11 protein-coding genes are annotated in these 13197 nt (G+C 67.4%); all 11 read right to left on the reverse strand.

What is annotated here, in order from left to right; translation table 11 throughout:
• Nucleotides 1–281 precede the first annotated feature (281 nt).
• Nucleotides 282–2048 (reverse strand): methyl-accepting chemotaxis protein, encoded by a 1767-nt coding sequence (locus HWX39_RS22610; protein ID WP_175970063.1) that lies wholly within the window; start codon nucleotides 2046–2048, stop codon nucleotides 282–284.
• A 275-nt stretch (nucleotides 2049–2323) separates the two neighbouring features.
• Nucleotides 2324–3250, reverse strand: a complete 927-nt coding sequence (gene rbsK / locus HWX39_RS22615) for a ribokinase (protein ID WP_175970064.1) — start codon at nucleotides 3248–3250, stop codon at nucleotides 2324–2326.
• Complete coding sequence (locus HWX39_RS22620) at nucleotides 3247–4278, reverse strand: LacI family DNA-binding transcriptional regulator (protein ID WP_175970065.1); 1032 nt, start codon at nucleotides 4276–4278, stop codon at nucleotides 3247–3249. The genes rbsK and HWX39_RS22620 overlap by 4 nt, the downstream gene beginning before the upstream one ends.
• Before the next feature lie 35 nt (nucleotides 4279–4313).
• Entirely contained in the window at nucleotides 4314–5333 is a 1020-nt protein-coding gene (locus HWX39_RS22625) for an ABC transporter permease (RefSeq protein WP_175970066.1), read from the reverse strand.
• Nucleotides 5330–6943, reverse strand: coding sequence for a sugar ABC transporter ATP-binding protein (locus tag HWX39_RS22630; protein WP_175970067.1), 1614 nt, complete (start codon nucleotides 6941–6943; stop codon nucleotides 5330–5332). Before HWX39_RS22630 ends, HWX39_RS22625 begins: the two co-directional genes overlap by 4 nt.
• A 145-nt stretch (nucleotides 6944–7088) precedes the next feature.
• Nucleotides 7089–8039: a sugar ABC transporter substrate-binding protein gene (locus HWX39_RS22635; RefSeq protein ID WP_175970068.1), complete on the reverse strand. Its 951-nt coding sequence runs from the start codon at nucleotides 8037–8039 to the stop codon at nucleotides 7089–7091.
• 276 nt (nucleotides 8040–8315) lie between these two features.
• Complete coding sequence (locus HWX39_RS22640; protein ID WP_175970069.1) at nucleotides 8316–8702, reverse strand: DUF805 domain-containing protein; 387 nt, start codon at nucleotides 8700–8702, stop codon at nucleotides 8316–8318.
• A gap of 513 nt (nucleotides 8703–9215) precedes the next feature.
• Nucleotides 9216–10142, reverse strand: a complete 927-nt coding sequence (locus tag HWX39_RS22645) for a CysB family HTH-type transcriptional regulator (protein WP_175955462.1) — start codon at nucleotides 10140–10142, stop codon at nucleotides 9216–9218.
• A gap of 75 nt (nucleotides 10143–10217) precedes the next feature.
• Nucleotides 10218–11276 (reverse strand): sulfate ABC transporter ATP-binding protein, encoded by a 1059-nt coding sequence (locus HWX39_RS22650; RefSeq protein ID WP_175970070.1) that lies wholly within the window; start codon nucleotides 11274–11276, stop codon nucleotides 10218–10220.
• 13 nt (nucleotides 11277–11289) lie between these two features.
• Nucleotides 11290–12240 (reverse strand): sulfate ABC transporter permease subunit CysW, encoded by a 951-nt coding sequence (gene cysW / locus HWX39_RS22655; RefSeq protein ID WP_175970071.1) that lies wholly within the window; start codon nucleotides 12238–12240, stop codon nucleotides 11290–11292.
• On the reverse strand, nucleotides 12237–13130 hold the full coding sequence (gene cysT, locus HWX39_RS22660; RefSeq protein ID WP_175970072.1) for a sulfate ABC transporter permease subunit CysT: 894 nt from the start codon (nucleotides 13128–13130) through the stop codon (nucleotides 12237–12239). The genes cysW and cysT overlap by 4 nt, the downstream gene beginning before the upstream one ends.
• Between the last annotated feature and the right edge of the window lie 67 nt (nucleotides 13131–13197).

Here is a 13197-nt window from a genome sequence, read left to right on the forward strand (position 1 = left end):
ATCCCTATACGTTCGAGCGGCCGTTTTCGACGACACGTTGCGCGTACCGTTACAAATTTTTTTCGCAGCGCCCTTACGGAGATACCCGTACGACGGACGTGGGAACTTCGCATGCACCGGTGCACGCATCCGTCGATGCAGGTCACGCGATGCACGCGACGATGCGCGATCGTCATTGACACACGTCGGCTGTCACATTTTTCAGCCGCGGAAACGACGACGCCCGCATGTCGCGGGCGTCGTTCGTCACCAAATGGGGAGAGATGCGCGGCACGCGCGAATCAGAAGGTTTCCCAGTCGTCCGAGCCGGCACTAACGGCAGTCTGCGCCGGCGCCGCAGAAGCAGCGGCGGGCTTGCGCACCGGCGCCGCTGCGGCCGCGCGCTTCGGCGGTGCATCGCGCTCGTCGCGCGCAGCAGCCTGGGCAGGCGCGGCAACCGCTGCGGCGGGCGCACGCGGTGCGTGACGCACCGCAACCGGAGCCGCGCTGCCGGAGCGTGACGTGTCGTCGTCGAGCTGGAACACCGCTGCCGTTTCACGCAGGCGTCCGGCCTGTTCGTCGAGCGATTGCGCGGCGGCCGCGGCTTCCTCGACGAGCGCCGCATTCTGCTGCGTGACCTCGTCCATCTGCGCGACCGCGCGCGCCACCTGGTCGATCCCGCCACTCTGTTCCTCGGACGCCGCCGCGATCTCGCCCATGATGTCGGTCACGCGCTGCACCGCACCGATCACGTCGCTCATCGTGCGCCCTGCTTCGTCGACCAGCGTGGAACCCGACCGGATGCGCTCCACCGATGCGTCGATCAGCACCTTGATCTCCTTGGCCGCGGTCGACGAACGCTGGGCCAGACTGCGCACCTCGCCCGCGACGACCGCGAAACCGCGGCCTTCCTCGCCGGCCCGCGCGGCTTCGACTGCTGCATTCAGCGCAAGAATGTTGGTCTGGAACGCGATTCCTTCGATGATGGCAATGATGTCCGCGATCTTTGCCGAGCTGTCGTTGATCTCGCCCATCGTGCCGACCACCTGGCGGACCACCGTATTGCCCTTGTTTGCAATCTCCGACGCATTCGCGGCCAGCGAACTCGCCTGGCGCGCATTGTCCGCGTTCTGTTTCACGGTGCCGGTCAGCTGCTCCATGCTCGACGCGGTTTCCTGCAGCGCCGCGGCCTGTTCCTCGGTGCGCGACGACAGGTCGATGTTGCCGGCCGCAATCTGGCGCGCCGCGGTCGCGATCGACTCGCTGCCGCCGCGCACGGTGCGCACCGTGTCGACGAGCCCGCGCTGCATCTTGCCGAGGCCCTCGAGAAGCTGGCCCATCTCGTCATGCCGGTCCACGACGATCGGGCGGCGCAGGTCGCCCGCAGCAATGGCGTCGAAATGCGCGAGCGCGTCGGCAATCGGGCGGCCGATCGCGCGGCTCAGCGTCAGCCACGACACGACCGCGGCGCCAAAGCCGGCCAACAGCGCGACGATCGCCAGCACGCGCAGCGTGTCGTACACCGATTCCGCGTGATCGAAGCCGGCTTGCGCATCGGTGAACTGGAAGTTGCGCAGCGCCTCGCTCGCCGTCGCGACGTCGTTGTAGCGCACCTGGAGCTGCTTCGCGCCTTCGCCGATACGGTCGGCCTGATTCGCCCCGATCACGCTCGCGAACGCGTCACACTCGTGCTGCAGCGCCTGCCGCTTTGCGGCGACGTCCTGGGCGAGCCGGTCTTCCTCCGGGCCGCGCGGCAACGCGAGGTATTTCTGCCACCACGTATCGGACTGCGCGCGCATCGCGCGGCTGCGTTCGACGGCGGCCGCCGCGTCCGGCGAGCCGGCCAGGAGCGCCGCACGGTCGAGCGCCAAACGTTCGCGTGCAGCGTAGATCTCGGCCACCGAAACGTCGACCGCGCTCGGCATCTGGTTCGTGAAAATCTCGCGCGTCGTATCGTTCGCGCGCGTCATCCCGTATACGCCGAGCCCGCCGATCACCCCCAGGAGCACCGCCAGAAACGCCATCGTGAAACCGATGCGCGCACGAATCGTCAGGTTTTTGAACACCATCATCCTTCCTGTGTTGCGTCGTGATGGACGGGACAGGCCCGTCGCTTCGAAGCATTGCTTCGCTCGGTGCATTTACGACCATGCGCCGCACAACTTGATGGTGTTTCCGCTATTTTTTCGAATTATTCGTCTGTCTATTACAAATAGCTGAATGAAAAATGCGCACTTCAGCATGTGCTGCAAGCCAGGCAATGGGAGCTTATCGGCTGCCGGCGAGCGGCGGATACGCGGCCGTCGTGCGCGACGAGCCGGCCGCGATGCATGATCCAGCCCTATCAGGCCAGTTCGGCAAGCGTTGGAATCGACGGTTGCGCGCCCGCGCGCGTGACCGACAGTGCCGCTGCGCGTTGCGCGAAGCGGATGGCCGTGTCGACGTCCGCGCCCGCCGCGAGCCGCGCGGAAAAGCCGCCGATGAAGGTATCGCCGGCCGCCGTCGTGTCGACGGCCTGCACGGCCGGCGCCGGATAATGCCGTGCCGCGCCATCGGCCGTCAGCGCAAGCACGCCGCGCGCGCCCAGCGTCACCAGCACGTTGCGTGCTCCGCCGGCCTGCAGCACGCGCGCGGCGGCTTCCGCCTCCGCCGGGTCCCGCACCGGCAGCGCGGTCAGCGCGGCCGCCTCGACCTCGTTCGGGATCAGGTAATCCACGAGCGGCAGCCAGCCGTCCGGCAGCGGTGCGACGGCCGGGGCCGGATTGAGCACCACCGTGCGGCCGAGCCGACGCCCGGCCGACAGCGCCGCGAACACCGCGTCCGGCGGCGTCTCGAGCTGGCAGATCAGCACATCGGCCGACGCCAGGGCGGCCTCGTGCCGTGCGATCGTCTCGGTCGTGACCTCGCCGTTGCCGCCCGCGACGATCACGATCGCGTTCTGGCTCGCATCGTCGACGACGATCAGCGCAACGCCGGTCGACGCCGACGCGCTCGTCGCGAGCCCCGCACAGTCGATCCCCTCGGCTTCGAGGCCCGCGCGCAACGCCGCGCCGTGCGCATCCGCGCCGACACAGCCGATCATCGCGACCCGCGCACCGAGCCGCGCGGCCGCGACGGCCTGATTGCCGCCCTTGCCGCCCGCCGCCTGCGCGAACGCATGACCGGCGAGCGTTTCGCCCGGCAGCGGCAAACGCGGCGCGCGCACGACGAGATCCATGTTGAGGCTGCCGACCACCGTCACGCGGCCGGCGCCTGCTGCGGGCGCGGTCATGCGCGACCGCCCGATGCCGGCGGTTCGCGGTAGATCGCCGTCGATTCACGCAGCACGAGGCGCGGCGACACGACGCGGCGGCGGCTCGGCACGGCGGCCGAACCGCCGCCGATCCGCTCGATCAGCGTTTGCGCGGCCATTTCGCCGAGGGCGCGCACCGACTGGCCGACCGTCGACAGTGCCGGATACGTGTAGCGGGAGAATTCGATGTCGTCGAACCCGATGATCGAGCAGTCGTCGGGCACGCGCATGCCGCGCTCGGCCGCCGCGCGCAGCGCGCCGACGCCCATCAGGTCGTTGCCCGCGAAGATCGCGCTCGGCCGCACCGATTCGAACAGCCGCGACGCCGCGTGATAACCGCCTAGGCACGAAAAGTCGCTTTCCGCGATCGCGCCCGGCACGATGTCGACACCGCGCTCGGCCATCGCGCGGATGAAGCCGTGCACGCGCATCGCGCTGACCGCCGTGTCGGTCGGCCCCGTGATGCAGCCGATCTTCGCGTGCCCGAGCTCGAGCAGATGGCGCGTCGCCAGGTACGCACCGCGCTCGTGGTCGATCTGCACGAGGTCGGCCGCCAGCCCCTCGATGTTGCGGTCGACGACGACGAGCGGCGCATGGATGTCCGCGAGCGTCTGCGCCAGCACCGCGTCCTCGCCCGCCGACGCAACGATCAGCCCGTCGATGCGCTTTTCCTGCAGCACGCGCAGGTAGTTGCGCTGCTTCACGGGATCGTCATCCGAGTTGCAGAAGAACACGCAATAGCCGTTGGCAGCGCACTGATCCTCGATGCCGCGCGCAAGCTCCGCGAAGTACGGATTCGTGCTGTTCGGCACGACGAGGCCGATGGTCGCCGTCGCACGCGCCTTCAGCGAGCGTGCCACCGCCGACGGCACGTAATTCAGCTCGCGGATTGCGCCCTCGACCTTCGCGCGCACGTCCGCGGACACTGGCCTCGAATTGTTCACCACGTGCGAGACGGTCGTAAACGACACGCCCGCCATGGCCGCCACATCCTTGATCGTCGCCATTTCCCGTTTCTCTCTGGTCTGTTCTGTCTGTCGTTCTACCGCACGCGCGTGCGCCGGCTGCGATACGTATCGAGCACGACCGCCACCACGATCACCGCGCCGGTGATGATCCGTTTCGTCGGCTCGTTCGCGCCGATCTGCGCCAGCCCCGCGGCCAGCACGGAGATGATCAACACGCCGAAGAACGTGCTGATCACCGAGCCGCGCCCGCCCATCAGGCTCGTGCCGCCAATCACGACGGCGGCGATCACCTGCAGTTCGAGGCCGACGCCCGCATTCGGATCAGCCGCTTCGAGCCGCGAAATCTGGAACAGCGACGCAAGCCCTGCGAGCGCGCCCATCAACGCGAATACGAGGATTTTATACGGCCTCGGGTTAACCCCTGCAAGTCGGACGGCTTCTTCGTTGGTGCCGATTCCGACGAGATAGCGTCCGAACACGGTGCGCGTCAGTACGAACTGGGCCGCGATCATTACCGCGACCGCGATCAGGAACGCCGGCGAGATACCGAGCGCGATCGGGTTCGACAGGAAATCGAACGCGTCGCCGATGTAGGCCGTGCGCGAATTCGTCAGCTGGTACGCGAGGCCGCGCGCGGCCTCCAGCACCCCAAGCGACACGATGAACGACGGGATTCGCCAGCCGACCGTGACCGCGCCCGTCAGCGCGCCCGTGACGGTCGCGACCGCGATGCCGATCAGCGCGGCCGGCAGCGGCCCCCACTGCCATTTCAGCGCGGCGACGCTGACCATCGACGCGGCGAGCGCGAGCACCGAGCCGACCGACAGGTCGATTCCGGCGATGATCAGCACGAAGGTCATCCCGACCGACATGACGACGAGATCGGGAATCTGGTTCGCGATCGTGCTGAACGTGTCGTAGGTCAGGAAATGCGAGCTCAGCGTCGAAAACAGCACGATCATCGCGGCGAGCGCGCCGGCGAGCCCGAGGTAGTTCGACAGGCCGAGCCGCGTGCCGGACAGCGTGCGCGCGCGGCGCCCCGTCACGTCCTGCTGCGCGCCTGTGTCGGTCGGGGTTACGGGAGGCTGGGTCATTGCTGTCGTCCTGTCGTCGAAGTGCCCGGAGCGGCGCCTGGCGCCTGCCCCGCGTCCGGATGCTGCCCGCCGCCCGGCGGCGTCTCGCGGCCGAAGCCGGCGAACGCCGCGGCCAGCAGCGCATCCTGGGTCCAGTTGCCGCGCTCGAACACGGCGGTCATGCGGCCGGCTGACATCACGCCGATCCGGTCGCAGATCAGCATCAGCTCACGCAGGTCGCTCGACACGACGACGAGCGCCCGGCCTTCGCGCGCGAGCGCGCCCATCAACGTGTAGATCTCGAACTTTGCGCCGACGTCGATCCCGCGCGTCGGCTCGTCGAACAGCAGCACGCCCATGTCGCGCGCGAGCCAGCGGCCGATCACGACCTTCTGCTGGTTGCCGCCCGACAGCTCGCCGACCGCCTGCGTCGCGCCGTGCGTGCGGATCCGTAGCGCGTCGATCTGCCGTTCGGCGAGCGCCGTTTCGCGCGCGCCGTCGACGATCCCGCCACGCGCGAGCCGGTCGAGCTGGCCGAGCGACACGTTCGCGGTGATCGACTGCGTCAGTAGCAACCCCTCACCCTTGCGATCCTCGGTGATCAGCGCGATGCCGTGCTTCACCGCCTCGACGGGCGAGGCGATCCGCGTCGGCTTCGGCGGCTGGCCGACCGCGATCGTTCCCGCGTCCGGCACATCCGCGCCGTAGATCAGCCGCAGCAGTTCGGTACGCCCCGCGCCGATCAACCCCGAGATGCCGAAGATCTCGCCCGCGCGCACCTCGAGCGAAACGTCGCGTACCGCTGCCCCGCGGGTAAGGCCCGACACGACGAGCCGCGGCGCGCCGATATGGCGCTCGCCGAGGTCGATGTGCTCGCCGATCTCGCGCCCGACCATCAGCGTGACGAGCCCGTCGGACGTCGTCGCCGCCATGTCGCCCGCATGGACGAGCCGGCCATCGCGCAGCACCGCGACGCGCTCGGCGACACGCGCGAGTTCCTCGAGCCGGTGCGAGATGTAGACGATCGCGACGCCGCGCGCCTTCAGCCGGTCGATCTGTTCGAACAGCAACTCGACTTCACGCGCGGTCAGCATCGCGGTCGGTTCGTCGAGAATCAGCACGCGGCAGTCGCCGATCAGGTTGCGCGCGATCTCGACCATCTGCTGGTGGCCGATGCCGAGCGCGCCCACCGGCGTATCGGGATCGACCGTGTCGAGCCCGACCTGCGCCATCGCGGCCCGCGCATCGTCGCGCAGCCGCGCGCGGTCGATGATTCCGAATCGCCGCGGCAGGCGGTTCAGGAACAGGTTCTCGGCAACCGTCAGTGTGGGCAGCAGGTTCAACTCCTGCATCACCATGCGCACGCCGAGCGCCTCGGCCTGCGACCGGCTCGCCGGCGCATATGGCTGGCCGCCGAGTTGCATCGTGCCGGCGGTCGGTTCGACGAGCCCGCCGATGATCTTCGACAGCGTGCTCTTGCCGGCGCCGTTCTCACCCGTCAACGCAAGCGCGTGGCCCGGCTCGAGCGACAGCGTGACGTCGGCGAGCACGGGTTCGGCATAGGTCTTGCAGATGCCGGATACGGACAGCACGGGAGTGGCTGCGCGGGAGGGTTGGAAAGTCGGGTCCATCGCGATCCTGGTTGCGGCCGCGCGCACGCGGCGCGCGGGTGTGACGCTCACAAGTGCATGTGCATGCAGTGGCCGTGATCGCGCTCACCCCGGATAACGGCCGCCACGCAGAATTCTTGAGGGCGGCGGCCGCATCGGGGCCGCGTCACTTCGTCACGAGATCCACCGGCGTCTCGACCACGCCCGACAAGTCGGCCTGCTTGCGATGCTCCGCGATCGCCTTGAGCGCCGTGTCGATACCGAACACGGCCTGCTTCGCTGCGTACTGATCGGCGGTCGCGAGCACGCGGCCGTCCTTCAGCATCGGCTTGATCGCGTTGATGTTGTCGTAGCCGACCACGAGCACCTTGCCCTGCTTGCCGGCCGCGCGCACGGCCGACACGGCGCCGATCGCCATGTTGTCGTTACCGCACAGCAGCGCCTTCAGGTTCGGGTATTCGTTGAGCATCGCGGCAGCGACCGCATTGCCCTTGTCGATCTCCCATTCGCCGGATTGCACCGACACGACCTTCATCCCGCCCGCCTTCATCGCGTCCTGGAAACCGGCCGTGCGCTGCTGCGCGTTCGTCGTCGTCGACACGCCTTCGACGATGCCGACCTGGTCGCCCGCCTTCAGCCGCTTCGCGAGGTAGTCGCCGATCTTGCGGGCGCCCTTGCGGTTGTCCGGACCGACGAACGGCACGTTCAGGTTCTTCGACTTCAGCACATCGGGATCGAGCCGGTTGTCGATATTGACGACGATGATGCCCGCATCGACCGCCTTCTTCACGACCGGCACGAGCGCCTTCGAATCAGCCGGCGCGAGCACGATCGCGTCGACCTTCGACACGATCATCTGCTCGACGATGCGGATCTGGTTCGCCGTGTCGGTCTCGTCCTTGATGCCGTTGGTGATCAGGTCGAACTGGCTTGCGTTGTGTTTCTGGTATTCCTTCGCGCCCGTTTCCATCGTCAGGAAGAACTCGTTGGCGAGCGACTTCATCACGAGCGCGACCTTCGGCTTGCCCGTAGACTGCGCGTGGACGGCCGGTGCGGCAGCGACCGCGACGACGGCGAGCGCGGCGGTCAGGAAGCGACGGCGAAAGCGGACATTCATACTCATCTCCTGGCGACTGGCCCTGAGGGCCGGACTATTGTTTGACTGTTGTTTTAATGTAAGCAAACGTTTGCGCCATACTACCCGGGCAATGGCCATCGATGCTGCTGTCGGTACCACGAAATGGAAGCGAGGCAGACGGCCGACTGCCTGACGCGTGCTGTCGTTTACACGCCACCGCCGGCGGACGCCGGCGGAGTGAAGGCTATGCTGTACCGATTCGTGTCGGCGCGCAACCTGTCTGATCAATATTTAAGGGTTTATTCGGAGCCCGTGTCACGCCGGGTCCTGCGGCGCCGGCTCGTCTTCGCCGGCTGACGGCGGCTCGCCGAAGCGGTTCGCATGCGGCGTGCCGGCGATGAAGCCATTCATCACGAACAACGCAAGCGCGCCGACGATCGGCACGAACAGCAGCAGCATCCACCATCCCGACTTGTCGATGTCGTGCAGCCGCTTCACGCCGACCGCAATCGACGACCACACCGCGATGACCGCAATGGCGACGAGCACCGGCATCGCCAGCACCGGCAGATCCTCTTCCGGCGCGCCGCGGGAACCCGCGTCGAAGATCGCGCTGAGCACCGTGGAAGCCAGCGCGTAGATCCACCACGGCAGGCGTCCGATCCGGCCTTGGAAGGAAAAGAGCAACCATTTCAGGTTCATTGTTCACCTCTTCGTCAAGCGTGTTGCGAGCAACTCGACATGTCTCCAAGCTTGTCGGGACCGGCAATCCGCATGCATTGTTTTGTGAAGATGGACGGCCCGCCGGATGCGCCTTTCGCACTGCTTCCCGGCGTTGCTCGTTGCGCCACCAGCGCGGACCGGCGCGTCAGGAACGTGACGCGGGGCGACGCGAACCTGCGTCAGCCGGCATTCACACGCATTGAATCATATCTGCAGCGATACCGATCGTCCGGTATGGATGATCGTCGCCGCCGAAACGAGGCGTTCAAGCGCGCCTGCTTGTTCTTGTCGTTGTGCTGGCCAAGCGAATACATGTCGTTCGCCGGGTGCGGCGAAGAATTGGACGGGAAACCGCGATGGCGGTCGATGATTCCGTGAGTCGAACAACCAAGGCGGCGGCAGATCGCCTGCCGCCGCCCAATACATGACAACCCGCGCAGGTACGTCGCGCCATCCGCGGTGATAGCGTGGATGGCGCACGACGCGCTGCTGTCAAACGGCTTCGCGCAACATCCCCGCGATTTCCGCTTCGTTCAGGTGCGGCGCGAACATCTCGATCAGACGGTATGCATACGCGCGCAGGAACGCGCCCTTGCGCAGCCCGACCCGCGTCGTGCTCGCCTCGAACAGGTGCTGCGTATCGAGCGCGACGAGCCCCGTGTCACGCTGCGGATCGTAGGCCATCGCCGCGACGACGCCGATCCCCATCCCGAGCTCGACGTAAGTCTTGATCACGTCCGCGTCGATCGCGGTCAGCACGACGTCGGGCACGGCGCCCGCCGCCGTGAACGCCTGGTCGATATGCGAGCGGCCCGTGAAGTCCTGGTCGTACGTGATGATCGGATACTCGGCGATTTCCTCGAGCGTCAGGTTCTCGCGACCGACGAGCGGATGGCCCTTCGGCACGACGACCGTGTGGTGCCACGAGTAGCACGGGAACGTGACGATGTCCGGATAGCGGTCGAGCGCCTCGGTCGAGATGCCGAGATCGGCCTCGCCGTTCAGGATCATCTGCGCGATCTGCTGCGGGCTGCCCTGGCGCAGCGCGAGATGCACCTTCGGGAACACGTCGGTGAACTGCCGGATCACCTTCGGCAGCGCGTAACGCGCCTGCGTGTGTGTCGTCGCGACGACGAGGTGGCCGCTGTCCTGGTCGGCGAACTGGCGCGCGACACGACGCAGGTTCTCGGCGTCGAGCAGCATCCGCTCGATCAGCTGGTGCACCGCCTTGCCAGGCTCCGTGAGCCCCGTCAGCCGCTTGCCGCGCCGGATGAAGATGTCGACGCCCAGTTCATCCTCGAGATCCTTGATCTGCTTCGACACGCCCGACTGCGACGTGTACAGCACGTTCGCGACTTCCGTCAGGTTCATGTTCTGGCGCACCGCTTCGCGCACGAACCGCAATTGCTGAAAATTCATGGGTATGCCTCTTAGGCTGTCGTTGTTTGATTGTCGAATCGGAGCAATTTCCGCCCCCTGCCCTGCATTTTTGCGTTAACGCGCGGGAAACACCCTCACGGCGCGCGGCACGGCGGTCGCACCATCGCCGACCTGCAGCGACAGCGCACGCCACGCATCGCGATCGAGTTCCGCCTCGAGCGCGCCGCCCGCACGCGCCTCGAGTTCCACGCGCACCGACCCGCCCAGCGGAATCACGCGGCGCACGTCCACCGCGATGCCGTCGCGGTGCCCTTCGCCAATCGGCCACAGCTGCAGGTCGTGCGGGCGCACATAGGCGTTCGCGGGGCCGGCGAAATCGGCATCGATCTCGATCGGCGCGGCCGCGCCCTCGGCGACGAAGCCACGCCCGGCGACCGTGCCCGGCAGCCGGTTGGCCGCGCCGAGGAACTCGTAGACGAACGCGCTCTGCGGGTGATCGTAGACGTCCTGCGGGCTGCCGACCTGCTCGACATGGCCGCGGTTCAGCACGACGATGCGGTCCGCGACTTCCAGCGCCTCCTCCTGGTCGTGCGTGACGAAGATCGTCGAGATGTGCAGGTCGTCGTGCAGACGACGCAGCCAGCCGCGCAGCTCCTTGCGGACCTTCGCGTCGAGCGCGCCGAACGGCTCGTCGAGCAGCAGCACCTTCGGCTCGACCGCGAGTGCGCGAGCGAGCGCGATGCGCTGGCGCTGGCCGCCCGACAGCTCGGACGGATAGCGCTGCGCGAGCCAGTCGAGCTGCACGAGCTTCAGCAACTCGTGCACCTTGTCGCGGATCGCGCTTTCCGACGGCCGCTCGCGACGCGGCTTCACGCGCAGCCCGAACGCGACGTTCTCGAAGACCGTCATGTGGCGGAACAATGCGTAATGCTGGAACACGAAACCGACCTGGCGATCACGTGCGCCGACCGACGCCACGTCGAGCCCCTGCAACACGACCTGGCCGGCATCCGCGTGCTCGAGACCCGCGATCACGCGCAGCAGCGTGGTCTTGCCGCAGCCGGACGGCCCCAGCAGCGCGACCAGCTCGCCGGGCGGGAAGTCGAGCGATACGTTGTCGAGCGCCGTGAAATCGCCGAAGCGCTTCTGAAGGTTACGGACGGTGATACCCATTCTGGTTGCCTCTTTACGATTTCGACGAAACGGCGGCGACGGGGCCGGCATGTGCGGGAACGGTGTCGCGCGCGCCGGCCAGTTCGGCGGCGAGATGGCGCTCGGCCAGCAGCTTCAGCGCGAGCGTGACGAGCGCGAGCAGCGCCAGCACCGACGCCACCGCGAACGCCGCCGCGAAGTTGTATTCGTTGTACAGGATCTCGACGTGCAGCGGCATCGTGTCGGTCACGCCGCGGATGTGGCCCGACACGACCGATACCGCGCCGAACTCGCCCATCGCGCGCGCATTGCACAGGATCACGCCGTACAGCAGGCCCCACCTCACGTTCGGCAACGTCACGCGGCGGAAGATCTGCCAGCCGGATGCACCGAGCACGCGCGCGGCTTCTTCCTCGTCCGTGCCTTGTGCCTGCATCAGCGGAATCAGCTCGCGCGCAACGAACGGGAACGTGACGAAGATCGTCGCGAGCACGATGCCCGGCACCGCGAAGATGATCTGCACGTCGTGATCCTGCAGCCATGGCCCGAGCCAGCCCTGCGCGCCGAACAGCAGCACGTACACGAGGCCCGAGATCACCGGCGACACCGAGAACGGCAGGTCGATCAGCGTCGTCAGCAGCGCCTTGCCGCGGAATTCGAATTTCGCGATCGCCCACGATGCGCACACGCCGAACACGAGGTTCAGCGGCACGGCGATCGCGGCGACGGTCAGGGTCAGCTTGATCGCCGACCACGCGTCGGGGTCGGCCAGCGATTCGAGATAGAAGCCGACGCCCTTTCTCAGCGCCTCGACGAACACCGCGGCGAGCGGCACGACGAGGAAGAACGCGAGGAACGCCAGCGCGATGCCCGTGAGCAGCCAGCGCACGACGCGCGACTCGCTGACGGGGTCGAGCCGCTTCGCGGCGCGCCCTTGCGCTTCCGACGACGGGGTTTTCAGCACGACGGTGGCCTCCTGGCTCATTGCTGGCCTCCTGCTGCAACGGCGGTGACGGTGGCGGGCGCGGGCCCGCTTGCGCCCTTGCTCGTCCTGCGCTGCAGATACCACTGCAGCGTGTTGATCAGCAGCAGCATCAGGAACGACACGACGAGCATCACGACCGCGAGCGCGGTCGCGCCCGCGTAGTCGTACTGTTCGAGCTTCGTGATGATCAGCAGCGACGTGATCTCGGATTTCATCGGCACGTTGCCGGCGATGAAGATCACCGAGCCGTATTCCCCGAGCGCGCGCGCGAACGCGAGTGCGAACCCGGTGAGGAGCGCCGGCAGCACGGCCGGCAGCACGACGCGGCGGAACGTCAGCCAGCGCGACGCGCCGAGGCACGCGGCGGCCTCTTCCTGCTCGCGTTCGAAATCCTCGAGCACCGGCTGCACCGTGCGCACGACGAACGGCAGCCCGATGAAGGTCAGCGCGACCAGCACGCCGGCCGGCGTGAACGCGATCTTGATGCCGAGCGGCGCGAGATACTGGCCGACCCAGCCGTTGGTCGCGTAAACGGCCGCGAGCGAAATGCCGGCGACCGACGTCGGCAGCGCGAACGGCAGGTCGACGATCGCATCGACGAGGCGCTTGAACGGGAACGTGTAGCGCACGAGCACCCACGCGACGAGAAAGCCGAATACGGCGTTGATCAGCGCGCCGCCGAGTGCGGCGGAGAACGTCAGCCGGTACGACGCCAGCACGCGCGGCGACGTGACGGCGGTGACGAACTGGTCCCACGACAGCGTCGCGGTCTTCAGGAACGTGGCGGCGAGCGGTATCAGCACCACGAGGCTCAAATAGGCCACCGTGATGCCTAGCGTCACGCCGAAACCGGGCAGCGCGCTCGGCTTGCGAAAGGTGTACGTCGTCATCGGATGCTCTTGCTGGGTCGATGCTGCTCATGGGTCCGACGCAAACGCCGGCGCAGTGAATCGCGCC

The sequence above is a fragment of the Burkholderia sp. BCC0322 genome, assembly GCF_902833045.1.
GTDB lineage: Bacteria > Pseudomonadota > Gammaproteobacteria > Burkholderiales > Burkholderiaceae > Burkholderia.